Here is a 25,070-nt window from a genome sequence, read left to right as displayed (position 1 = left end):
TGGGGCGAATGACATCCTAGTTGGGTTGCGCTGCGCTTAACCCAACCTACATCTTGGGTTGGGATGAAAAATGTTAAAATCTCTCCAGCACAAATGCTTTCAGGCATCTTTTGATGATTTCTGATTTTGCCGATTCTGTAAGACTAGATACAGCCCTTTCCGTATCTGGGTTAACTGACTATATTCGCTTGCTGTTGGAGCAAGATGAGTCACTGCGACAAGTTTGGGTAACTGGTGAAGTTTCCAGTGCTAATAATCATCGGAGTGGGTTGTTCTTTACGCTACAAGATACTGATGGCACAGCCGCTATTAAGTGTGTGGCTTGGAGTAGTCAAGTGGCAAAACTCGCCCAATTACCTGTGTCTGGGGAACAAATCATTGTTTTGGGTAGTATTCGTCTATACCCACAACGGGGAGAGTATCAATTAACAGTCTGGCAAGTTTTACCTGCTGGTGTGGGTTTGCAAGCTCTACGCTTTCAACAATTACGCAATCGGCTATTAGCTGAGGGTTTATTTGATACTGCAAGAAAGCGATCGCTTCCCTTGCATCCCCAGACTATCGCCGTTGTCACTTCTCCCACTGCTGCGGCTTGGGGTGATATTCAACAAACCCTCAAGCAACGATATCCAGGGTTACAGGTTTTATTTTCTCCGGCTATTGTTCAGGGTGAGCAAGCACCAGACTCTATTGTAAAGGCGATCGCACGAGTAGAAAAAGATGGACGCGCCCAAGTGTTAATCTTATCTCGCGGTGGCGGTGCGGTTGAGGAATTGGCTTGTTTTAATGATGAGCGGGTTGTCAGAGCCGTTGCTAATTGTTCTATACCAGTAATTACGGGCATTGGTCATCAAAGAGATGAATCTTTAACTGATTTAGTCGCAGATGTTTGCGTTCATACACCCACGGCAGCAGCAAAAACTGTTGTACCTTCACTGACAGAGTTATATACTCAACATCGGCAACGACTAGCAGCTTTAAATGAGGCGGTGCTGACTTCTCAGACAAAAGCTGTGAACCGACTGCAAACATTACGTAACCGTTTGCGAAATCTGCGGTTAGATAGACAAGTTAGAGAAGAACTGCAAAAATTAACTTGGCAACGTCAACAATTGTTACAACTGACAATGAGGCGATCGCAGCAAGCCGAGCAACATTTAGAAATGTTACGCCAAAAATTAGCCACCCTCGATCCCAAAGCGGTGTTACAGCGTGGTTATGCGGTAGTCAGACAAGAAAATGGTGCGATCGCTCGTACTGCTCATGACTTAATTGTAGGGCAAGAGTTGTCAATTCAATTAGCACAAGGTGAGGTAACAGTAAAAGTTATAGAAGTCAAAAATCAAGAACCACCAAAGCGCAAAGGACGGAAAAAAAATCATCATGAAACGTAACAATTCTACTAATTCTGATGCTGTATTTAATGGTAATTATGAGGAAAAAGTTGCAGAAATAGAAAAAATTATTTCTCGCATAGAATCAGGTAATTTAGAACTAGAAGCTGTGTTTGACCAGTTTGCAATTGCTGTTGAACATTTACGTCAATGTGAAACATTTTTACAGCAGCGACAGCAACAAGTTGATTTATTGATTGAAACTTTGAGCGATGATTGAAGTTTCAGGATGTAGATAAATTTGTTTGAACTTATATTAATGAATGTGAAAATATTATAATTTTGTTCGTAGTAAGGGCTTTAGCCCTTTTCTTAGGACTAAAGTCCTGACTACGAACTTTTAACCAACCTACTTACACAGAGCTTTATTAATTATTAAGATACAGGGGATAAAGACGTAATCATGAGTTAGAGTAGTGCGAACATCTCCAGCCCTTAAATACCAGGTTATGCGTCTTTTTTTATGTTCTTTACTACTGCTGCTCACCTTTGCATTTTCGTTCGCACCAGCAGTTAAGTCAACACCACCGACTTCACAAATTGAGCAATATCTAATTAATGCACAATTTCCAGAGGGAAAAGCGGCTCTTGAGGCGAAACTCCAGCAAAATCCTAATGATGATCAAAGTCGATTTGGTTTGGGTGTTGTGCAACTGATGGGGGCAACTGAAAAGTTAATGCAGTCGCTTTATACTTATGGTTTACAGCAAAATGGTATTACTCAATTTTTCCCGATTTTACGGCTTCCTGTTCCGGTAAATCCCCAACCGCAGCCAGTCACCTATCAAGATACTCGTCAAATTCTGCAAGACTTACTCAATAATTTAACTGCTATCGAAACTACTCTCGAACCTATCAAAGATAATACAGTTAAACTGCCTTTGCGAATTGGTTTAACGCGGATGGATTTTAATGCTAATGGCAAGCTAGAAGAAGATGAATCTTTCTGGAAAACTTTCAGCTTATTGACAGGGATACAAGCAACAGAAGAAGCTGCCCAAAATTTTGCGATCGCTTATGATATGGGTGATGTCGTATGGCTCAAAGGATACTGCAATTTACTCTCGGCAATTATTCAGGTTGTTTTAGCTCATGATGAAAGTAAACTGTTTGATTCTACTGCTCATTTAGTGTTTGCCAATCCACAAACTCCTTATTCATTTCTCGCTAATGGTACAGGAATATTTAGTTTTGGTAATGTCGATATTAGCGACATTGTGGCATTAATTCATTTGATTAATTTTCCAGTTGTAGAACCACAACGTTTAACTGCGGCTTTGCAAAATTTTCAAACAGTCACAGCCTTAAGTCGTGAATCTTGGAATTTAATTTTAGCGGAAACTGATAATGATCGAGAATGGCTACCCAACCCCCGACAAAAAGCGGTAATTCCGAATGCAGTAGTTACTCAAGCTATGATTGATAGTTGGTTGAATTTTTTAAATGAAGCAGATACCTTGTTCACAGGTAAAAAGTTAATTCCCTTCTGGCGAAAACGGGAAGTAAGAGGGATTAATTTAAATCAAGTCTTTACCCAACCCCGTGGGTTTGATTTAGTGCTGTGGGTGCAAGGAACTGCTGCTGCACCCTATCTAGAGTTTGGTAAGCAAACAGATACAGCTACTTGGCAACAATTATTGCAGGTTTTCCGAGGACAATTCTTTGAGTTCGCTGCTTGGTTCAATTAAAATTAGGAACATTAGGAAAATGTTAAGCTATAGGTGAATTATTCAGATATCGTTGGTTAGTAATTACCCCAGAAAAACTATGACTAGCTTAATCACAACTAGCCCATCTTCAAGTATTCAACTGCAAGAACAGATTGAATATCCCAATGCGGGAGTTCTCAGTAAGGTTATCTTTCAAGACCAAGCTTGTCAATATACTTTATTTTGCTTGGCTGCTAATACAGAAATTTCTGAGCATACATCAACTCGTAATGCCACTATCAACGTGATAGCAGGTAAAGGTTTACTCACTTTATCAGGAAATAATATCACGTTAGAACCGGGAATTTTTGTCTTTATGCCAGCTAATGCACCCCATGCTTTAAAAGCTGAGGAAAATTTAGCATTTCTGCTGACACTTTCTGAGAAAGCAGCAGGTAGTAACTGATAATTTGAGGATTTTTGGCTAATGCAATTATTACAAACAACTTTTGCTCAACATTTAGATTTATCCCCTACTCAGATAGACGCAATTCTGACTAAGCCACTCAATCAGGTTCTAGAATCTCCTGAATTACAGCACGAACTCAACAGTTTAGATACTGATTTACTCAGACAAACCTTACCAACAGCAGGTACAGTTTTAGCGCAGGAATTACCACCTTTTTATAACTGGCTAAAACATGAGTTGCATGTGCAGCGTGTTCCTGATACTCCAGAACACACGACAAAATGGGTAATTGGTTTTCTCAACAATCAAGAAAGTTTAACTAACTTAGTGAATTTACACCGCCCAGTACCCCGTTTAGCTTTGGAAGCTGCTGTTCCTCGCTTAGTTGAGTTATTCGCCGGAGTGGAAGATGATAGAGTTAAGCAGGAATGGCAAAAGGCGATCGCAGCTTTATGCTTAATTTTAGTTGTGGATGCTCGTGAACAACATCCTTAGTCCGTCATTGCTTAACTTTGCCAGTAATAATTAACTTAAGTTTATCACAGTTTGTAATAGTTGATTTACTTAGACTGAAGTTTATTGTAAAATCATACCATTGACAAAATAAATCATACTTAAGACTTAGGTCATTCTCAATGGTTATTGATTGCAATAAATCTTATCCCAAGAGATTAATTTTGTGTTTAGGTGTTTTGTGTGGTGCTGCGGCTGCTGTGATTTCCCAGCCAGTTTATTCACAGCAAAGTAATAATGTACCTGCCCTGAGAATTTTAAGAGTCACTTCTACGGGCGGTACTACTTTTAAGCTCAAAGACAATTGGTTTCTTCAATCTAGCGAAATTAAAGAAAATAATAAAAAGTGTGCTGTTAGAGCAGGTGACAAATTTTTTGTTGCGTCTATTAATGATAATCGCAACAGTAATACACAGTACCGTGAAGGTAATAGCTTAAAAAGTCTCACAGATTACTATACTGTCACTTTTGACAAAACACTGGCTTGTAATCAGCAAAATCAAACATGGTATATATTTAAAAAACATGTTCAACAATTACAAGCCGTGCCGATGCGCTAGCCTAAGATTTATTGCTTACAAGTATAGCTATTAATCTTGCTAACAATTTCTCTGCTAAATCTGAGCTTTCATCGTCGCCTAAAAGACTTTTCACAGCAGTTAACCTGTTGTTTGGGGAAGTAATTCTCCAAATTTCTTCTAGGTTTACTGCTATATCAAAAAGTGAGCGATCGCCTAAATCTTGGCGCAATCTGACAGCCACAGCATCATCACTGACCAAATATTCTTTAATTCTATCAAATACCGCATTGCAAAATAGTTCCTCATGTTCCCAGTTTTCTAACCAATCTCCCTCGACATCTTCAATGTAAAGATGGATAAAATTTACTCCATAACTCAGCCAGTCTTGTTGCATTTGTCTGGCTGTAGCTAAAGCTTCGGTAAATGTGTCCATCTGATTTGTGTAGCTATTGGTTGGGTTATTGTGAGCCATATCAAGCTGTGATGGGCAAAGAAATTATGTATTTTCAGTCAAGACAACAATTCAGAATCTTACATGATTAGGACATTTTTAAATATTTACCCCTAGCCAGATAATCACTGTTATAAAGTGCTATATTTACTAGCTTATGAATAAAATTAGCATCCTGGGGATTATAGCTAAAAAACAATCCTCTTTCTATTTCCCAAGCACGTAGAGTATTTTCCCATGCTAGGTACTTTTGGTGATTTAGTTCGTCACTCACACTGGTAACTTGAATGCAGAGTGGTTGCTCGTGATGATTACTAACAATTAAATCTGTTGCCATAGATAGGTCTGCAATATAACGCTGCCAAAAATTTCCGTTTCGATTGGCAATATTCTGCGCTATAGCTCTAATTATATCATCATCTTCTTGGTTGAATTCACCTGACATTAATTTTTGTTTCCAAATATAAAACTTGGAGTCACTCGCATTAATCCACCTAGGAAACAGATAACCATACCAGTATCTTTCATTCGGTGTCATTTGCTCAAATTTGGCTGTTTGTTCTTCTCTAGATGGCAGTGATTGAATCATCAACCAAATCGTAGAATCTGTAATCACCTGCAACAAAAACGCCAGCACAAAGGGTTTAGCAGTCAGAGAACCAGGCTTAATATCTTTTACCCAACGATTAATCTCATCTAATTTTCTGGCTAAATTAGGATCTATCGAGGAGGCTTGCTCGATCAGTGATTTGATTTTTTCTTTAATCTCTTTTGCTTGCAAGCGATCGCCTACTTCCTATTACTAAAGCTTCTTACCAAAAATATCAATATCTCAGTGAGTAATATTTATTTTCTCCCAAAAATTTAATTAAAATTTTATATTTTTGTATACATGAGCATTAAGTGGTCATCAGGTCAAAAGTCAGGAATTTTACCTTGGGTAGATTTAGTCATTATAACTTCTGATCATACTAGGTGACTAATATTCAGCGTGATTAAAACTGCCATTGAGCAGTATGGCATCAAGTCTCACCCCTAGCCGTGAATAAATTTCCCTGCTTAACGAAACTAAAAGCACTTGTGTATAACTTTGGGTACAAAATAGTTTTCAGTTACAACACCGTTACAAACGATAGTTATGTCTCAGCCAACTATAGAATCAATCCTACAAGAGAAGCGTTTATTTCATCCTCCGGCGGAATTTGCACAGCAAGCCCATATTAAAAGCTTAGAAGATTACCAACATCTCTACGACAAAGCCAAAGCTGATCCGCAAAAATTCTGGGCGGAATTAGCCGAAACTGAGTTACATTGGTTTGAAAAATGGGATACCGTGCTGGATTGGCAACCACCTTTTGCCAAGTGGTTTGTTGGCGGTAAAATTAATATCTCTTACAACTGTCTTGACAGACACCTGACTACATGGCGTAAAAATAAAGCTGCATTGATTTGGGAAGGAGAACCGGGAGATTCGCGGACTCTCACCTATGCCCAACTGCATCGGGAAGTTTGCCAATTTGCTAATGTCTTGAAGCAACTGGGAGTCCAAAAAGGCGATCGCGTCGGAATTTATATGCCGATGATACCAGAAGCAGCGATCGCTATGTTAGCCTGTGCCAGAATTGGCGCACCCCACAGCGTTGTCTTTGGTGGTTTCAGTGCCGAGGCGTTACGCGATCGCTTAATTGATGCTCAAGCTAAATTAGTAATTACAGCAGACGGCGGTTGGCGCAAAGATGCAATTGTACCACTAAAAGAACAAGTAGACAAAGCGATCGCTGATGGTGCAGTCAAGAGCGTTAAAGATGTCCTCGTCGTCCAACGTACCGGACAGAAAACCCAGATGGAACCCGGACGCGACCATTGGTGGCATGATTTACAAAAGGGCGTATCGGCTGACTCTCCCGCCGAACCGATGGACAGTGAAGATATGCTATTTATTCTCTACACCTCTGGCAGCACAGGCAAACCCAAAGGCGTTGTCCATACCACAGGCGGTTATAACTTATATAGTCACATCACCACCAAATGGATTTTTGACCTGCAAGACACAGATGTTTATTGGTGTACTGCCGATGTAGGTTGGATTACCGGACACAGTTACATAGTTTACGGCCCCCTGTCCAACGGTGCAACCACATTAATGTATGAAGGTGCGCCTCGTGCTTCTAACCCCGGTTGTTTTTGGGATGTGATCGAAAAATACGGCGTAAGCATTTTCTACACAGCACCAACCGCAATCCGGGCATTTATTAAAATGGGTGAACACCATCCCAAAGCCCGCAATTTGTCATCCTTGCGCTTGTTGGGAACAGTCGGCGAACCCATCAACCCAGAAGCCTGGATGTGGTACTATAAAATTATTGGTGGTGAACGCTGTCCCATCGTTGATACTTGGTGGCAAACAGAAACCGGCGGGATTATGATTACACCGCTACCAGGAGCAATTCCCACCAAACCCGGTTCAGCAACTCTGCCCTTCCCTGGGATTCTTGCTGATATTGTAGATTTAGATGGTCACTCCGTCGGTGAGAACCAAGGCGGTTACTTAGCCGTGCGTCATCCCTGGCCGGGAATGATGCGGACAGTCTACGGCGACCCGGAACGCTTCCGCCGCACCTATTGGGAACACATACCCCCCAAAGATGGCAACTATACTTATTTTGCTGGGGATGGTGCGAGAAAAGATGAAGACGGCTATTTCTGGGTGATGGGGCGTGTGGATGATGTATTGAATGTTTCAGGACACCGCCTGGGTACAATGGAAATTGAATCAGCCTTAGTGTCTCATCCGGCGGTAGCTGAGGCGGCTGTGGTTGGTAAGCCAGATGAACTCAAAGGTGAGGAAGTGGTCGCCTTTGTGACATTAGAAGGGACTTATCAAGCCAGTGAAGAATTGAGTAAAGAACTGAAAAAGCACGTAGTTGCAGAAATTGGTGCGATCGCCCGTCCTGGTGAAATTCGCTTTACAGACGCATTACCGAAAACGCGATCGGGTAAAATCATGCGGCGATTACTGCGAAATCTCGCGGCTGGACAAGAAGTTGCTGGCGATACTTCCACATTAGAAGATAGAAGCGTCTTAGATAAGTTACGCGAAGGTGCGTAAATCATTCCAGATTCTTCATTATTTGGGGTAGGCGAAACAGCCTACCCTTGATTGTGCTGGTGATCAGGACTAAAGTCCCGACTACAAACTATATACACCTACTACTAAGTAGTTCACCTCGCTGTATCATGGGGATCAAAGCATGATGGAGGGATGGGACGATGCAGCACAGCAGCCAAGTAATATCAGTAATTGTTCGACCTCTTAGCTATGTGTGTTTGAGTGTCATTACTGTAATTAGTGTATTGTCCTATAGTTCCATCACTGTCAAAGCACAGGAACAATTGCCGCATAAGTTAGCTTGTGAAGAAGTTTTAAATAACCAACGGCAAAAATGGCAAGCTAAACCAGTACAAAAACTAGCACAATTTACTGATTCAGTACAAGAGCGATCGCAACTAATTCAACAAGCAAATGATTTATATAGTCGGCGCGACTTCCCCGGCGCGCAAGTAAGTTTATGTGAGTTAATTAAGAAATTTCCTAAAGACGCTTTTGCACACTTTCAGTTAGGTAATGTATTGTTTCGCCGCAACCAACCAGAAACAGCAATTAGTGCCTACAGAGAAGCCATTCGCTTTAATTCCAAATATGCTTTAGCTTATAATGCCATTGGTATAGTTTATGCGAGTCAAAATCGTTGGACAGATGCTATTGCTGAATATGAAAAAGCTTTAAATATTAACCCCAAATATGGCGATGCGATGATGAATTTTGGTCAGGCATTGTGGCAAGTAAATAAGAAAGATGAAGCAAAATCTGCGTTAGAAAAAGCTTTAAATATATTCAAGTCACAAAGTAGGAACGAGAAAGTTTACCAAGTTGAGCAAATTTTACAGCAGATAAAAACACTAGATAACCCCAGTGTTTCTTAGAGGTTATTTGACAAGCATTGTTATTCACATCAAAATCGATTAAACCTAACCCCCCTTACCCCCTTCCATACAAGGAAATGGGCGAAAATGTAGAGACGTTGCATGCAACGTCTCTACATTTTATGTTCAGAGGTTTGGAGAGGGTTTTCTAGTATAATATGAAGCTTTATAAACATCACCTGAGCCACAGTTTTGCGCTGCGAGTAAGCATCAGCCAAGTGTCATATCTTGCAGCATTCTCAATAAGCTACTGGCGATGCACAGCCAACAACGTAAAACTAAGGCTTTAAGCAACTTGCAAGCAATGCCCACCCTACAAAAATTATCATCAAGGAACAGGTGCAAGATGTGTGAAGTTCAATAATATCACAAAACCTTAAGTAAATATACTGTTAATTATCCTATTATTTCAGGATATTTTTATGATAAGTATGGCACTGGTTAATAAGAGAAACTTGTTTAATCATGCCTAAACACGAAAGTTTGAGAATATAAACCGAGTCCTTATATAGACTTTAATCTATTCTAAATTTTTATGCCGTACCTCAAAGCCAAACATTTAACAGCATCCTCTAAACGCTTTAATGATGAACTAGAGAAAGTCAATCCCCACTTAATATACGTAGGGGGAAAAATCAACTTTCAGTCAGAATCGCATTTGGAAGATTATATTGAAGCTAATTTTGAAAAAATCTTTCCTGAATTAGTTTTAGTCAAGCGTCAGCATAATATTAAAATGCAGCGATGTGATTTACTAGGTTTTACTAAATCAGGCAAACAGCCAGTAATAACCCAAGTTGCTAGTTAGTCTCAAAGAGAGATGACATAAAGGTAGAGAAACAAGAAAATCCCTCCAGACAAGACAAAGAGGAGGGACAGATGTTAAATGAAATAGTTACGATCTATTCTGTCATAGATGACTTATTAAAGGCGATCGGCCATAAAGAGGATATTCGTTGTGAAATGAGTGATGCAGAAATTATCACAACGGCAATAATCGCGGCTATGTACTTTGGTGGTAATCATAGTCAGGCTTGCAGCTACATGAAAGACCATAAATTGATGCCAAGAATGTTAGAAAAATCACGATTTAATCGGCGATTACATCATGTAGCAATGTTAATGAACGATTTATTTCATCAAGTGGGAATGGCACTGAAAGAAATTAGTGAAAATACGGAATATCTTTTAGACTCGTTTCCTGTACCGATCTGTGATAACATTCGCATCTTTAATGCCCATCTCATCCAATCACCAGAATATCGGGGTTATATCGCATCTAAGAAACGTTATTTTTATGGAGTAAGAGTACAGTTATTAACTACCAAAACAGGTACTCCCGTTGAATTTGTGTTCCTGCCAGCAAGTGCGACCGATATCCGGGGATTGAGTGCTTTACCATTGAATTTACCCCCAGGAAGTCAAGTTTATGCTGATTGTGCCTATCTTGATTACACTGTGGAGGATGTTTTGCTCGAAACTGAGCAAATCTCAATGCAAGTCATCCGAAAAAGTAACTCTAAACGCCAAGACCCTCCTTGGATTCAATACATTAAACAGTCTATTCGTCATTACATTGAAACCGTGTTTAGTGGCATTACAAGTTATTTCCAAAAATCAATTCATGCGGTAACTTATGAAGGGTTTTTACTGAAGGTACAAGCTTTTATTTTTGCCTATACTCTGAAACAAGCTTTTATTGACTAAGTTGTAAATGCTTCTTTCTTTTCAACTATACTGAACATTCCAGCGTTGCATTTTCATGGTGGTTGGAGTTCGCACAACCCCTCATTTACCATGCCTACACGAACCCTATCCTCTTTTATCTTCTATTACCCGCAACTTGGGTTAATAATTGAGTTAAAGAATGAGGAGGATAGAGGTTTAGTTTCTCAGTTAACTCGTTATCGAAAGGCGATTTTGCAAGAACAACCATTTTCAGATATTATAGATTACTCTTTGCCAGTCAAGTTAATAGCGGTTTCACCTGCTTTTCATGAAGATAACTATACAGACAAAGAGGCTTCAAAATTTGAGGATGATATTTGCTTTTATGAGTTTAGTATTGAAAGAAGTAATAACTCAGCTAAATTCAAACTCTGTAGTCAAACTTATGATATTTCTTACCCTATCTTTGGTTTACCTGATAGTCCAACAAGTCCTGAGTTATCCCAAAGAAGTTTATCAGCTTTTATTATAAATTTTAGAAATAATTTGCCTCAAGAATATTGGGATGATTTTACAGCTTTGCGAACACTGCTAATGGCTCAACCAAAAGTAAAAGAAATGGTTAGCTCTAGCTATAGAAAGGTACTATATGCAACTGGTGAAGGAGAGAATCATAAGAAGTTAGCAGAAATAACAAATACTAGCAAAGAAGTTAGATTATTTTTGTGGTTGCCCACAATGGTAAAAACAAATATAAAAATCCCTGTTGCACGATTTGGACTGCTTTTAGCTAAAGATAACAATCCTTTCTCTGAAAATTCTCTTGTTGAATGGTTGGTGTATACTAAAAATACTATTGATATGAAAAATAAACCTATTAAGAATATCTGCCCATCATTTAATAGGGATGGTATGCCAATATGGACTAAACCTAACTTATACCTATATTACGCTTCATTAGGATCACCAAATACATTTCAGTTGTTGATATATCTTTTGAAAGGTATTACACCACCAATTGATGAGGCTACTTTGGCATGGTGGACTTCTTTTGAAAAACAAAGTCCTGAAAATTTAGGTTGGTATATTGATTTAGCGATAAAGACTTGGAACTACAGGTTGAAATAGGGTACTGACATTTTACACCAGTTGCTTTATTGCCATCACAGTGCGGCGATGCACAGCTTACACTTCGCTTAAAACCTGATTTTTACATTGCGTGCATTGCCCACCCTACGATTGATGAAGATGCACTTGATTCTGCAATGTAGAGACTAGCCATGCTTAGTCTCTACATTTTAGGGGAATTATACCTGTTTTCAAATCAGGGTGAATCAAGCAAACGAAGAAAACCCGAAATTGGGGGGAATATCTTGAATGCGTCCAGAGCCGATCGCCTGTAAAGCTTCTCTTAAGTTAATATCGCCAGTATATAACGCCCGTCCCACTATTACACCTGTAACACCTTGGGGTTCTAACGCTAACAGACTCAACAAATCAGTGACAGAACTTACCCCACCTGAAGCAATCACTGGTATAGAAATCGCGTCCGCTAATTCCCGCAAAGCTTCTAAATTCGGGCCTGACAGAGTACCATCACGGTGAATGTCAGTATAAATAATTGCGGCTGCTCCTAGTTCTTGCATTTGTACTGTAAGTTGGGTTGCTAATACTTGCGAAGTTTCCAACCAACCACGAGTAGCTACCAGTCCGTTCCGCGCATCTATCCCGATGATAATTTGTCCGGGGTATTTTTGACACAGTTGTTGTACTAGCTGGGGTTGTTCCACGGCGACAGTACCGAGAATCGCCCACTGTACACCAAGATTAAACACCTGTTCTACACTAGCTTGGTCACGTAATCCGCCGCCAATCTCAAGCGGTACAGAAACAGCTTGCGCGATCGCTTCTATTGCTCCTAAGTTTACTACCTTACCAGCTTTTGCCCCATCTAAATCTACAATGTGTAATCTGGTTGCACCTTGCTCTACCCATTGTTTCGCAACATCAGCCGGATTTTCACTAAAAACTTGTGAGCGATCGTAGTCTCCCTGATACAGTCGCACACACCGACCATCTAATAAATCAATCGCTGGAATTACGTCCATAGAAATTTCCCCTGTTTAATTAACATAGTTATTAATCATGGGGCATCAAACAAGTCAAAAGTCAAAAGCAATATTTTTGAATTTTGAATTTTGAATTTTGAATTGATTTGTCCCCAATCCCTTATATTTCGCTTTTACGCTCTTGTAATTTCTTGACAGCTTGGTGAAAACCCAAGACAATCAAAATATTAGAAAGGGTCAAAAAAACTTCCGCACCACCGTGTAGCCAATCTATGTTAGCTAAAGCTTCGCCATAATGGACTTTGGCATAAATCCCGGCGGGAATCGTCACACCTACAAATACGAGAGTGCCGTAAAATCCATATAATGCTAAACGGGGCATTTGTTGACTGCGGCTGATAAACCACAAGAAACCCAAATACGGAAACAGTGACAAAGCAAATAGGGTGTCTTTAGATATCATCGCTCTGATTTGATAGGTTTTGCATCAAAAGAATTAGCGGCTGTTTTGCTGTTGCGGGAATCCAGCCAAATCCACACCGCCGCCGCCCATAAGGTAAAATTACCAACTACAGTCATACTAGCTTGCAGCGTCACTAACCATTCTAAAGCTTGGGAGTTGTCGAAATAATGCCAGGTACAAGCACACATAGCACTCACCAAAGCTGGTAACATCCCAAAGGATAATCCCCACCAACGGCGATTACCAGTGAGTTCGCCATAAGTCCAGATTAACCAAATTGCGACAATCCACTCAATAACGCTAGAAACATGAATAATCCAAGTCGGAATTGAAAGAGGGTGCATAGAAATTCAAAATTCAAAATTCAAAATTCAAAGTTGTTGACTGTTGACTAGGTAAAAATTTTTCTCCTCTGCTTCCTCCGTTTCCTCTACTCCCTCTACTCCCTTGTCCATCTTCCCATAAGCCAATTCAACTTTTTGTAGCAAGATGGCTGACTTGTGATTAACTATTGGGAAAAAGCTGATAAAGTTAAATCCAACATCCACAATTTTTCATGGTGACGATGCGATCGCTCTTATCTGGATATTACGGCAAAGGTAACGGTGGTGATGAAGCTTTACTAGCGACACTGCTACAGATGCTACCACCTGATGTTACTCCTGTGGTGCTGTCTGGTAATCCAGAAGAAACACGCGATCGCTATCATGTAGAAGCATACAATCGGATGGCTCCCTTGGCTGTACTGCAAGCTTTACGTTCCTGTGATGCTTTCATTTGGGGTGGGGGAAGCTTAATCCAGGATGTTACTAGCACCATTAGCCCCTTTTATTATGGTGGGTTGATGGCATTAGCGCAAAGCATGGGCTTAAAAACTATCGCTTGGGCGCAAGGTATCGGCCCTTTGTTGCGTCCTCAAACACGCTTGTTAGCTAGACAAAATTTTGCAGGTTGTACCAAAGTTAGTGTACGCGATCGCGCCAGTGCGGCTTTATTATCTGAGTGGCAAATTCCTCATATCTTAGCACCTGATCCAGTTTGGGCTTTGGCAGCTCAACCAGTACCAGAACTAGAAAACTTACCCGCGCCCAGAGTTGCTGTCACCTTAAGAAAGCATCCCCAATTAACACCAGCCCGGTTAGCTAATTTAACTCATGCTTTAGTAGAATTCCAAAAAACCACACAGACTTTTATTCTCTTGTTACCATTCCAAAAAAGCGAAGACTTAGAAATTGCTCAAACCATACAACCACACCTGACTGATGTTAGCCAAATATTGTGTCTAGAAGACCCACAACTTTTAAAGGGTGTGTTTCGTGGTGTAGAAATGGCTATTGGAATGCGGTTACACAGTTTAATTATGGCTGCTGCTGAAGGCTGTCGCTGTTTTGCTCTCAGTTATGATCCCAAAGTCAACCGTCTCATGGAAGATTTAGCCATACCTGGCTGGGATTTAGCAACTTTACCAGATGATACCAATTTAATTAGTCAAACTTGGATAGATCATTACACAAATGGTCAGCAGCTTTCACCTGACAAAATCCAATCTTTAGTAAATGCAGCGTTGACACATCGGGACTTATTAACTCAAGCCCTCATTTAGAGGTTTTTAAGCTAACTCGCTAAATTGTCATCTATCTTTTAGATGATATTTTACTAATTTATCGTCTAATCTTAGTTAATGTAATTCATATTACATTTTTGAGGCAAAAGTCTATTTTTGAGGAATCTTTTTTAGTAAGTATAATTTTTACATACAAAGATAGACAATATTACGGTTAATTTTCACCACAAATAAATATTAAAAAAGAATTAAGCAGTTTAAATATTTCATGTAGAAACCGGATTTAGTTCAGCAACGCATACAGTAAAGCATCAGGAAAAATTAGCAATTTCATTCCTGTACTATTGGCATGAATTATTGTCGAAATTGAATCATAAAAGTGAGATAGGGTTTAAAAATGAAAGAAATCCTTGCATTGATTACAACTAAAAAGCAAGAATTTGCCCAGTTACCCTTATTAAAATTCATGCAAGATCAAAGCATAGACCCTAGAAAAAGATTAGCCTGGGGTAAATGTGCTACACCTTTTATCATGGGTTTTTCAGACTTAAATAAATACGGATTTCGTGACTTAAACAGTAATGCTCCTATTCAGGTATTAATTAACAAACATACTGAACAAGATGATTATCACTGGCGATGGTTTTTATCGGATATAGAAAAACTTGGATTTGACTGCTCATTAAAATTCAGCGACACTGTAAAATTTTTATGGGGTGAAGAAACCAAAACCCCACGTTGGGTAATTAATCAGTTATTTCGTTATGCTTTAAATGCAGAACCACTACAAAAGCTACTGATTATTGAAGTTTTAGAGATAACGGGAAATATTGTCTTTGGGAATGCTGCACAAGTGGCTGAAGAATTGCAAGCAATTACAGGAAATAAATACCTGTTTTTTGGTTCATCCCATGAAAAGTTAGAAGCTGATCATATCATTGATATAGAAAATTTTCTGCAAACTATCGAACTGACTGAAGAACAAAATCAAGAGGCTTTGAAGTTAGTAGAAAAAATCTTCGAGCTAATCACAGAATTAGTAAATGCTCTGTTTGTATATGCCACAAATTATGATGAGCAACAGGCATTTATGCAAGGCTGAAAAATTGATGATGCTGTCACCGTCGCTTAACTGAATTATTATCCAGGTGTAGCCCATCAAGATTACACCTTCCATAACAGATGTAATAGCAAGGGATTACAGCAAGTTATTACTTGAGAGTAATCTAAATTTCTGTGCCTGAATATAGCAGAATTATTATGTTTAGCATCTACCCCAATTTGCAAATCTAAGGAACAAAATCATGTCTAATATTCAAGAAGAAACCATTCAAATTTTTCACACTTGGACAGAAAACTTAGATATTTCTCACACTTGGACAGAAAACTTAGATATTTCCCACACTTGGACAGAAAACTTGGATATTTCCCACACTTGGACAGAAAACTTGGATATTTCCCATCCCGCTATGGATGCAGAAACACCCTTAACTGCTAATGCTTAAAAGTTAAAATTGCATACTGAAATTTGATTATGGGTAGGTGCTATTTTCAGTATGCTTTTTTCATGCAGAAAACTCTAATTAATGGTCATATCTTGCATGATTATCAATAAATGTCAGGCGATGCACAGCCAAAAACTTCAAACTAGGGATTTTAGCAATTGGCAAGCAATGCCCACCCTACAAAAATGTTGTAAATCGAAACGTATTATTCACAATTCCTCAGTCTTATGAATCATTATGATGTTGTAATTGTTGGTGGCGGCCCGGCTGGTAGCACAACTGGGAGTTTATTGAAGAAGTATAATCCTCAACTGCGTGTATTAATTTTAGAAAAGGAAAAGTTTCCACGAGATCATGTAGGCGAAAGTCAGCTACCACAAATTGGTGAGATTCTCAATGAAATGGGATGTTGGGATAAAGTAGAAGCTGCTAATTTCCCGATTAAAGTCGGGGGTAACTATCGTTGGGGAAATGATCCAGAACCTTGGGAGTTTAACTTTTTGCGACTAGAGGAGTTTAAAGAAGAACCTCGTCCGGCTAAGTTTGCCGGACAACGCAAACAAACAGCTTTTCAAGTTGACCGTGCAGTTTATGATGAGATTTTACTACGTCACGCCGCAGAATTGGGGTGTGAAGTGCGGGAACAAACAGCAGTAGTGAAAGTAGAGACACAAGGCGATCGCCTCTGGCGGGGCTTTGCCCATCGCATCACAGCCTTACACTTAAATACTGGGGAACAAGTCACCGCAACTTACTATGTCGATGCTTCTGGCCATATTGGCGTATTACGAAAGGCTTTAGGTGTAGAAACTGAATGTCCGACACAACTGCAAAACATCGCCATTTGGGACTATTGGCATAACGCCGAGTGGGCGGTAGAAATTGGTGTAGGCGGTACACGTGTCCAGGTAATGAGTTTAGCACACGGCTGGATTTGGTTTATCCCTCTAGGCCCAACCCGCACCAGTGTAGGTTTTATTTGTCCGGCTAGCTATTACAAACAAGCGAAAAAACCAGCCGCAGATATATATAATGAAGCACTGCAAGCCGAACCGCACATTGCTAAATTGCTTGCCAATGCTAGCAGTAGAGGTAAAATTGAGACTACCAAAGATTGGTCATTTTTCGCCCAGAGAACTACCGGAGAAAACTGGTTTTTAGTCGGAGAAGCCGCAGGTTTTGCTGATCCTATATTAGCTGCGGGGATGACTTTAACCCATGTTGGCGGTCGGGAACTAGCCTACACTATCTTGGCATTACATCAGGGCAAACATAACGCAGAATGGTTAAAAAACCAATACGACCAAAATCAACGCCGTCGAGTACAACAACATATTCGCTTTGCTGATTATTGGTACGCTGCCAATGGTCAATTTACCGATTTGCAAGCACATTGTCAAACCATAGCCAAAGAAGCCGGGTTAAATCTTAGTCCCACTGAAGCGTTTCGGTGGTTAGCACAAGGCGGTTTTACTAATGATATCCTTGGTCAAGCCGTGATTGGTGGCTTTGACTTAGGCGCAATGAAACAGATGGTACAGCGTTTTTCCCAAGAAGAATTACCTTGGGAAATTAGCGATAACAATGTGTTTGAGTTAAACCTAGAGAACAGCAAAGAGGAATGTGTGGCTGTCTACAACAATGGTGAGATTAGCCAAGTTAAATGTTACGTCCGAGAAAATGGCGATCGCTTGCCGATTACTGGTCTTTATGGTTTACTAATCGATATTCTCAGCCGTACCTCTGACATCGAACACATTTATCATTACTTAGTTAGTTTATTCAAGACGCGCTTTGCACCCGAACACCTCCGCGTCGCCATCCAGCATACAATGTTTTGTTTGGAAGTCATGACTTTGGAAGGTTGGGTAACAGCATCCTTGAACCCCGATAAGCCACCCCTGAAAATTTCTATGCCCGTTGAAGGTGAACTACATTACACTAGGCGTAAATAGTTAATCATAAAATGTAGAGACGTTGTATGCAACGTCTCTACATTTTTAGGGTCAAGGTTTGCGTTAGATATCAAGTATCAACTCAAATCTAATTGGCATCAGTAATTGTATTAAAATCATTCAGAGGAATCTCAATAATAAACTCAGTTCCCTCACCAGGAGTAGAATTACAAATTAACTCACCTTTGTGCCTTTCTACAACAACTTGATAACTAATAGATAAACCTAAACCTGTACCACTACCTACAGGCTTAGTAGTAAAAAATGGGTCAAAGATTTTTTGCTTGACTTTTGGTGACATACCACAACCATTATCAGCAATCTTAATTCGTACCTGCTGCGAATCTACTAATTCAGTAGAGATAATTATCTCTGGTTGATTAGATAGTTTAGTATTTGGTTCTTGTGACTGTGAAATATCAACTATTGACTCCTCCAGCGCATCAATTGCATTACTGATGATATTCATAAATACCTGATTCAGTTGACCAGCATAGCAATTAACTAATGGCAATTTAGCATATTGTTTTGTAACTAAAATTTCGGGAAAATTGCTTTTTTGTTTGAGTCGATGCTGTAAAATCATCAAAGTATTTTCAATACCCTCATGAATATCTACAGGTTTCATTTCTGCTTGATCCAAACGGGAAAAGTTGCGTAAACCAACAACAATATTACGAATTCGTGAACTGCCCATTTTCATGGAATCCAGAACTTTTGGTAAGTCTTCAGCCAGAAAATTTATATCAATTTCTGCTAATTTTTCCGCAATTACATGAGATGGTGAGGGGTATTCTTGTTGATAAATTTCCACCAAATCTAATAAATCTTGGACATAATGACTCGCATGATCAATATTACCATGAATGAAATTAATGGGGTTATTAATCTCATGGGCAATTCCCGCTACCATTTGTCCCAAAGAAGACATTTTTTCACTTTGGACTAAATAAGCTTGAGTACGTTGTAATTCCTCTAAAGTTTGTTGTAAATCTTGATTTTTTTCTTGGAGTTCTTGAGTTCTTTCGGCGACTTTTTTCTCTAGGTTATAGTTGTGTTCTTCTAAGCGTTGATTGGCGGTAGCTAAACTATCGTAGAGTATGGCATTTTCTAGAGAGATAGCGGCTTGGGTGGTGATAAGTTTGAGTAATTCCACGCGATCGCGCGTGAATGCTCCTGTGGTAAGATGATTATCTAGATACAGAATACCTAATAGCTTACCTTGATTAATAATCGGTATGCAGTAGAGGCTTTGAGGTGTTTGCTTGAGAATGTAGCGATCGCTTGCTAAAAATGCCACAGTTTTGGCATCATCACTCACAAAAATTTCCTTGGTGCGTTTAACATAATTAATCAAAGTCACAGGTATATCTTGACTATTTTCTAGACTGATTGATGGGAACTCAGTCAAAATAGCACCATCAGTTGCACTAGAACTAACGGCAGTAACTTTTAAATCACTATCACCCTCACTCAACAGCAAAACTGCTTTTGATGCGCCAGCATTTTCCATCACCACAGCCATTAAAGTAGAAAGTAACTGTTCTAGTTCAATCTCACCAGACAGTACCTGTGAAGCTTTAATCACAGTTCCTAAATCCAGCATATCGGAAATACTGGTGTTAGAACTGCTCAAGGTTTCTTGAGTGCTAGCTGTGCTGAAAGATTTCAGGATAGCAACTCGGCTTGGCTCTATAATTTCGCTGCTATAATTTTGTAATGTATCTGGTTGAGTAATCTGAGTCAGTAATTTGGGATAACGTTGTTCTAAATCTTTAACCTTAGCGACTGCACCCCAACGCTGATAAGCATGATAAGCATCAGTTAAATAAGTTTGTGCTATCTTTTGTTTACCCCAGCCTAGATAAAACTTCCCAGCTAATTCACAAGCTAATGCTTCTTCATGTAGATACTCATTTTCTTGAGCCAGCATCATGGCTTGCTCGTAATTATCTATAGCTGCTAAGTTATTACCTAAAACCCGATCATACTCCGCTTCTACTAAATAAAATTTATGTAGATAATTCATCGGTGCATAATCTGACCAATACTGTAACTTATCTTGATTAGTTTTTACCTTTGTTAAGATTTTTTCTCGTTCAGACTCAGAAGCATGAGGATGTATTGCTAGTCTGACTAAGGAATCATAAAAATGAAACTGGGGAAGAATTAAAGAACCAATTGCAGCGTGTAAATAATTTTCTAATTTTTCAATGTTCTCCTTTGCTTCATGGTAGTTAGCCATCAGATAGCAAAGTTGTGTCTTGCACATATATAAATTTAATAGTCCGATACCATCCTTACCAGCCAAATGATACTTAATGTCTCGTTGCTCATTGTATGCTTCCCCATTTAACCGATAACAATCTTCAGAATCGCTGAGTAAATTTAAAACAACTTGTCTATATAACTGATTCCAGTACAATACCCTTTCTTGCTTAATTTGGCGAATATAATGACTATGGCTAGCAATTTCTTGAGATAGTGTATTTAATTCTTTACCCAGAAAATATGCAGAACAAGAATAGTTCTGTACAGAGATAGCAGCAAATTCTAAATCTCCCATGTCTAAAGCATCATAATAATTGTCTACAAAAGATTGCAGTCGCGAATTATTATGTTCTTTCCAAGGGCTAATATGGTAATTATAGGCAGGGATAATCTTGACTTTAACAGCTTTATTATGAAATTTTTCACTCAGATTTAAAGCGAGTTTACCAAATTGATAACCAGAATTGATGTCTCCCAACATTCCAGTCAAAATAAAACCATAGATAACATACACAAATGCTGATAGGGGACAATTGCCATATTCTAGTGATAGATTAACTTGTTTATAACAAACTAAGGGCATCAATTGGGGTGCAGCTTGAAAGAAAAAAGTAAATGCACTAGATAAAATCCGCATGACAGCTAATGCTTTTGCATCTGTCATTATTGGCAAATTAATTAAATCTTCAATGCGTCTATTCGCAAAATTACTAATAGTTTTTTTCAATTCAAGCTCAAGCACTTCCTGGCTGGGGTTTTCTGGGAAAATTACATCTAATGACTTTAAAAAATCTAGAGCAGTATTAACAGATGCTAAAGCTTGATTTTGTGAGCCATAAGCTTGAATTTTAACTTCATAAACTTTAACTTTATCTAAAGCTGTATGAGCGTTTGCTAAAACTAAATTAGCTAATACTTCCATTTGCTCAAAGTTCCCAGCCAAGTATGATGTTTCGGCAGCAGTTTCATATAAAGCTAGGGTGAGTTGATAGTGAGTTTCCCAACTTTGACTAGATAATAGTTGAATACCAGTATTTAAATAATTCAGAGCAGATGGATAAGCCGTTGATGTGAAAGCTTTACGTCCAGCAATCAAATTCATCTCGGCTAGTTGAATGCTATCGCTAGGCTCTATAATTAACTTGATTGCCATATTCAACTGATTGACAATCTCAAAAATATTGTCTTCTAGTTCAGTTGAGGGAGTATTACTTAAAAGTAATTTTCCGATTTGCAAATGGATTGATTGCTTTTGCTGTTCGGAAATTAAAGAATAGGCAGCTTGTTGAATACGATCATGGACAAATTGACATTGATGTGAATAATAACTAGAATTTGTAGATTCTTTTTTATCCAAACTGACTTTAATCAAATTTTTGGTAAACTTTTGATATTGCTCATCATTATCTGTTGCTTGTAATTGATAAACCTCAGCTTGTGGTAAAATGAGACCTTCTAAAATAGCAGCCCATAAATCTGCGGCGGTATCTGCCAGAGATTTTTCATAAACAATTGCCAGAGTGTTTAAATCAAATTTATTGCCAATACAAGCAGCTAATTGTAATACTTGCTGAGTAGTCTTCGGCAATTTGCTCAGTTGAATCTGCATAAATTCAACCACATCATCTGTGAGTTTCAATGCTTGGACTTTGGTAAGCTCACAATGCCAATAACCGAGATGAGAGTTAAATGAAATTATTTCTTCTTGATAAAGATATTTCAAAAATTGATGGGTAAAGAAAGGATTTCCTTGAGTTTTAGCAAAAACAATTTGGGTGAGAGAAATAGCAATATTTTCTGGACAATGTAATGTATCTGTAATCAGATTAGTTAAATCGGCAAATGTTAAAGCAGTTAAAATAATAGTTTCTAAGTTACCACCCAATTTAAGAATTTCGTTTATTACTAAATTTAATGGATGAGTCGGTGCAACCTCATGATTACGATAAGCACCAATTAACAATAGACCAGAGTGAACCTTTTCACCCTGTTGAAACTCAGACATCAACAATTGTAAAAACTTTAAAGAAGTAGCATCAGCCCACTGTAAATCATCTAAAAATAAAACTAAAGGACGCTCATTAGCAGTGAACACTTGAATAAATCGTTGGAACAACCAACTAAAGCGATTTTCTGCCGCACTACCCACCAATTCTGTCACCGTTGGCTGTGTACCCAAAATTAGTTCCAACTCTGGAATCACATCCATGATTACCTGGGCTTGTTCACCCAAAGCCAAGAGAATTTGAGTTTTCCACGCCTGAATTTGCTCATCAGACTCACTCAAAATCTGCTTCATTAAATCTCGAAATGCTTGTACAAATCCAAACAGAGGAATATCTCTCTGTAATTGGTCAAACTTACCTTGAATGAAATAACTGCGTTGGCGAACAATAGGTTTATGTACCTCACTCACCACAGCCGTTTTACCCACCCCAGAATGACCTGTAACTAACACCATTTCTATCGCGCCTTGGGTAACTCGCTCAAAAGCTGCTAGCAGGGTTGCTACTTCTTTTTCACGGCCATAGAGTTTTTCTGGAATGAGAAAGCGGTCAGAAATATCTTTTGTTGCTAAATCAAAGGGTGCGATATCTCCTGTAGTTAGCCACTGCTGTTGACAAATTTCTAAGTCATGTTTTATACCATAAGCACTCTGATAGCGGTCTTCGGCATTTTTTGCCATCAGTTTACTGACTATATGCCCTAAAATGGGCGGTATGTCTTTCCTTTTGTGTTCTGGCTGTGGTGGTTGTTTGGCAATATGACAGTAGACTAACTCTATTGGGTCATTGCTGGTAAACGGTAACTCTCCTGTCAGCAGTTCAAAAAATGTCACCCCCAAGGAATAAAAGTCACTGCGGTAGTCAATACCTCGGTTCATCCGTCCGGTTTGTTCAGGAGAGATGTATGCTAGTGTCCCCTCTAGGACGTTGGGATTTGTGAGTAGTTGCACTTCTCTGGGGAGTAAGCTGGCGATGCTGAAGTCTATCACTCTGACTTCTAGTGTGTTGGGGTTAATTAAGATGTTGGCGGGTTTGATGTCTTTGTGAATGATGCGTGCTTTGTGTAGTTCTTCGAGGGTAGACACTATATTGATAGCTATCGAGAAAAATTCCTCCAGGCTGATACTGTGTTGTTGTTTCCATGCTGCTAGGGAGACTCCGCCGATATCTTCCATAACTAAGGCGTAACTGTTTCCGTATTTTTCTAGGCTGATGGGTTTAATTATCCCTGGTATTTGCAGGTTTTTAGTAATAGTGTATTCATTGCCAAATTGGGCGATTTCGTTGAATGTGGGGTATTCATTCCGCATCAGTTTGATTACTACTGCTTTTTGCTCTTCTTCTCTGATGGCTCGATATACGATTGTTTTGCTACCTGTGTAAATTTGTTCTGTGATGCGATAACCAGGAATTGCAAAATTTGTATTGGATGAAACCGTCATAAAGATGTTTACTCACGCACTGATGTTTATGATGTATTATTCCCATTTGCTACCTGTGAACATCAGTAGAAATGTTCATCGGTATGGATTGAGTATAATTGCTATCAATACCATCAGGCGACATTATTTTAGGACTTACCCAAGTGTCAGATGACAAATGTCTGGTATGTCTTGTAGGGTGCATCAGACTGTTTAAATGCTGTCAATAAACTGATGTTTGATATCTGACGCACCTTACCAATATACCAGTTGCGTAAGTCTTGTATTTATATGATGAGTATAACCATCATAAAGCATGAAATTATGTCATGGTTGTTTTAACCATGACAAGGCGTTTTAAGATACGCTAACAATCCCTGACCATTGAACTTTTTTCTGTTGTTCACGACGGTAGGAAAAGAAATGATCAGGAGTTTGGTAGGTACAATAGGGTGCGATCGCTATCTGCTCTACACTAATACCTATACTTTGCATTTGCAAAGTATTCACTCGTCGCACATCTAGTCTGACTCTCCCCGGTTCTGGGTCAGCTAATAATGGTGAATGGGGTAGCGCGTGTAATGTATTGACTATGTTTTGGTTGTCGTTATGTGATATAATTGTAGACCCAATTTCGGCGGCTACATCTACAGAAACTTGGTAAACCTCCCCAGTAATGGCTGGCCCCATTGCAATCCGCAAGTCAGCGAGATGACTACCTTGGGCTTGCATCCGGGCGATCGCCTGGGGGACAATTTTCTGGGCTGTACCTCTCCAACCTGCGTGGATTGCGGCTACCTGACCAGTTTTCACATCCCCAATCAAAACCGGTGTACAATCAGCACTGGCAACCCAAACCGCTTGTAAAGGTTGCTCACTCACTAAACCATCCGCCGCCGCTAAAGCATCTGCTGAATCTAGCTTGCTGTCTATTTCCGTCGGGGTGAGAACAGTATTGCCATGTACCTGTTTTAAGCGATATGCTGATGCTTCTGGGTGCAGCATCTTTGTTAATTCCTGGGGCGATCGCGGCCAAAACTGCTGGGTAAAAAAACCATGCCGCCAATTGCCTAAGAGACTACAAGTCAAATATGGTAGTCCCTGCCAATTATGCCATTGCCAAGTGTGCATCTTGAACCAAACCTAAACAGAAATTTACCAGCCAAT

23 protein-coding genes are annotated in these 25,070 nt (G+C 39.3%); 15 read left to right on the top strand and 8 right to left on the bottom strand.

From position 1 onward, the window contains the following. Positions 1 to 113 precede the first annotated feature (113 nt). The 6 genes from xseA to AACS98_RS18630 all read left to right on the top strand — a co-directional run bounded on the left by xseA (position 114) and on the right by AACS98_RS18630 (position 4,585). Positions 114 to 1,394 carry an exodeoxyribonuclease VII large subunit gene (gene xseA / locus AACS98_RS18655; protein ID WP_066382597.1) on the top strand — a complete coding sequence of 427 codons (1,281 nt, stop codon included), beginning with the start codon at positions 114 to 116 and terminating at the stop codon, positions 1,392 to 1,394. Beyond that, on the top strand, positions 1,381 to 1,614 hold the full coding sequence (gene xseB / locus AACS98_RS18650) for an exodeoxyribonuclease VII small subunit (protein WP_066382595.1): 234 nt from the start codon (positions 1,381 to 1,383) through the stop codon (positions 1,612 to 1,614). Before xseA ends, xseB begins: the two co-directional genes overlap by 14 nt. A 229-nt stretch (positions 1,615 to 1,843) precedes the next feature. Continuing rightward, positions 1,844 to 3,082: a hypothetical protein gene (locus AACS98_RS18645; RefSeq protein WP_066382593.1), complete on the top strand. Its 1,239-nt coding sequence runs from the start codon at positions 1,844 to 1,846 to the stop codon at positions 3,080 to 3,082. 79 nt (positions 3,083 to 3,161) lie between these two features. Further along, entirely contained in the window at positions 3,162 to 3,509 is a 348-nt protein-coding gene (locus AACS98_RS18640; protein ID WP_066382591.1) for a cupin domain-containing protein, read from the top strand. Between the two features lie 21 nt (positions 3,510 to 3,530). Beyond that, positions 3,531 to 4,007: a hypothetical protein gene (locus AACS98_RS18635; RefSeq protein WP_066382589.1), complete on the top strand. Its 477-nt coding sequence runs from the start codon at positions 3,531 to 3,533 to the stop codon at positions 4,005 to 4,007. A gap of 140 nt (positions 4,008 to 4,147) precedes the next feature. Further along, positions 4,148 to 4,585, top strand: a complete 438-nt coding sequence (locus AACS98_RS18630) for a hypothetical protein (protein WP_066382587.1) — start codon at positions 4,148 to 4,150, stop codon at positions 4,583 to 4,585. Position 4,586: 1 nt separating this feature from the next. Here the strand turns inward: AACS98_RS18630 and AACS98_RS18625 are convergent, their stop codons facing one another. Together AACS98_RS18625 and AACS98_RS18620 are read right to left on the bottom strand one after the other, a co-directional pair. Beyond that, the gene (locus AACS98_RS18625; RefSeq protein WP_066382585.1) at positions 4,587 to 5,018 is read right to left on the bottom strand and encodes a hypothetical protein; all 432 of its coding nucleotides are present in this window, start codon (positions 5,016 to 5,018) and stop codon (positions 4,587 to 4,589) included. A gap of 67 nt (positions 5,019 to 5,085) precedes the next feature. Then, positions 5,086 to 5,778, bottom strand: coding sequence for a hypothetical protein (locus AACS98_RS18620; RefSeq protein WP_066382583.1), 693 nt, complete (start codon positions 5,776 to 5,778; stop codon positions 5,086 to 5,088). 357 nt (positions 5,779 to 6,135) lie between these two features. On the opposite strand from AACS98_RS18620, the gene acs reads away from it, so the two are divergent. The 5 genes from acs (at position 6,136) to AACS98_RS18595 (ending at position 11,777) form a co-directional block, all read left to right on the top strand. Continuing rightward, positions 6,136 to 8,106: an acetate--CoA ligase gene (acs, locus tag AACS98_RS18615; RefSeq protein ID WP_066382581.1), complete on the top strand. Its 1,971-nt coding sequence runs from the start codon at positions 6,136 to 6,138 to the stop codon at positions 8,104 to 8,106. Positions 8,107 to 8,267: 161 nt separating this feature from the next. Next, entirely contained in the window at positions 8,268 to 8,981 is a 714-nt protein-coding gene (locus AACS98_RS18610; RefSeq protein ID WP_066382579.1) for a tetratricopeptide repeat protein, read from the top strand. A gap of 535 nt (positions 8,982 to 9,516) precedes the next feature. After that, positions 9,517 to 9,789, top strand: coding sequence for a hypothetical protein (locus AACS98_RS18605; RefSeq protein WP_066382577.1), 273 nt, complete (start codon positions 9,517 to 9,519; stop codon positions 9,787 to 9,789). 71 nt (positions 9,790 to 9,860) lie between these two features. Then, entirely contained in the window at positions 9,861 to 10,688 is an 828-nt protein-coding gene (locus AACS98_RS18600) for an IS982 family transposase (protein ID WP_066377014.1), read from the top strand. Between the two features lie 213 nt (positions 10,689 to 10,901). Beyond that, entirely contained in the window at positions 10,902 to 11,777 is an 876-nt protein-coding gene (locus tag AACS98_RS18595; RefSeq protein WP_198161155.1) for a hypothetical protein, read from the top strand. Positions 11,778 to 11,983: 206 nt separating this feature from the next. On the opposite strand, the gene hisA is transcribed toward AACS98_RS18595, so the two are convergent. The 4 genes from hisA to AACS98_RS23650 form a co-directional block, all read right to left on the bottom strand. Continuing rightward, entirely contained in the window at positions 11,984 to 12,757 is a 774-nt protein-coding gene (hisA, locus tag AACS98_RS18590; RefSeq protein ID WP_066382575.1) for a 1-(5-phosphoribosyl)-5-[(5-phosphoribosylamino)methylideneamino]imidazole-4-carboxamide isomerase, read from the bottom strand. A gap of 121 nt (positions 12,758 to 12,878) precedes the next feature. Next, positions 12,879 to 13,181, bottom strand: coding sequence for a DUF3593 domain-containing protein (locus AACS98_RS18585; protein ID WP_066382573.1), 303 nt, complete (start codon positions 13,179 to 13,181; stop codon positions 12,879 to 12,881). Beyond that, positions 13,178 to 13,525, bottom strand: a complete 348-nt coding sequence (locus AACS98_RS18580; RefSeq protein ID WP_066382571.1) for a DUF2499 domain-containing protein — start codon at positions 13,523 to 13,525, stop codon at positions 13,178 to 13,180. The genes AACS98_RS18585 and AACS98_RS18580 overlap by 4 nt, the downstream gene beginning before the upstream one ends. Positions 13,526 to 13,552: 27 nt before the next feature. Beyond that, complete coding sequence (locus AACS98_RS23650; RefSeq protein ID WP_197480076.1) at positions 13,553 to 13,729, bottom strand: hypothetical protein; 177 nt, start codon at positions 13,727 to 13,729, stop codon at positions 13,553 to 13,555. 17 nt (positions 13,730 to 13,746) lie between these two features. Here AACS98_RS23650 and csaB point away from each other — a divergent pair, with 17 nt between their 5' ends. The 4 genes from csaB (at position 13,747) to AACS98_RS18560 (ending at position 18,205) form a co-directional block, all read left to right on the top strand. Beyond that, positions 13,747 to 14,784, top strand: coding sequence for a polysaccharide pyruvyl transferase CsaB (csaB, locus tag AACS98_RS18575; RefSeq protein WP_066382893.1), 1,038 nt, complete (start codon positions 13,747 to 13,749; stop codon positions 14,782 to 14,784). A gap of 358 nt (positions 14,785 to 15,142) precedes the next feature. Then, positions 15,143 to 15,847, top strand: coding sequence for a hypothetical protein (locus tag AACS98_RS18570; RefSeq protein WP_066382569.1), 705 nt, complete (start codon positions 15,143 to 15,145; stop codon positions 15,845 to 15,847). Between the two features lie 202 nt (positions 15,848 to 16,049). Then, entirely contained in the window at positions 16,050 to 16,250 is a 201-nt protein-coding gene (locus AACS98_RS18565; RefSeq protein WP_066382567.1) for a hypothetical protein, read from the top strand. Positions 16,251 to 16,477: 227 nt separating this feature from the next. Then, positions 16,478 to 18,205, top strand: coding sequence for an NAD(P)/FAD-dependent oxidoreductase (locus AACS98_RS18560; protein ID WP_066382565.1), 1,728 nt, complete (start codon positions 16,478 to 16,480; stop codon positions 18,203 to 18,205). Positions 18,206 to 18,293: 88 nt separating this feature from the next. On the opposite strand, the gene AACS98_RS18555 is transcribed toward AACS98_RS18560, so the two are convergent. Beyond that, the gene (locus tag AACS98_RS18555; protein WP_066382564.1) at positions 18,294 to 23,924 is read right to left on the bottom strand and encodes a trifunctional serine/threonine-protein kinase/ATP-binding protein/sensor histidine kinase; all 5,631 of its coding nucleotides are present in this window, start codon (positions 23,922 to 23,924) and stop codon (positions 18,294 to 18,296) included. A 336-nt stretch (positions 23,925 to 24,260) separates the two neighbouring features. Further along, positions 24,261 to 25,034 carry a peptidoglycan editing factor PgeF gene (gene pgeF / locus AACS98_RS18550; protein ID WP_066382563.1) on the bottom strand — a complete coding sequence of 258 codons (774 nt, stop codon included), beginning with the start codon at positions 25,032 to 25,034 and terminating at the stop codon, positions 24,261 to 24,263. Positions 25,035 to 25,070 lie beyond the last annotated feature (36 nt).

It is taken from the genome of Anabaena sp. CA = ATCC 33047 (assembly GCF_963870205.1).
GTDB lineage: Bacteria > Cyanobacteriota > Cyanobacteriia > Cyanobacteriales > Nostocaceae > Trichormus.
Note: the sequence above shows the minus strand (reverse complement) of the source record. Positions and strands in the feature narration are given on the sequence as shown.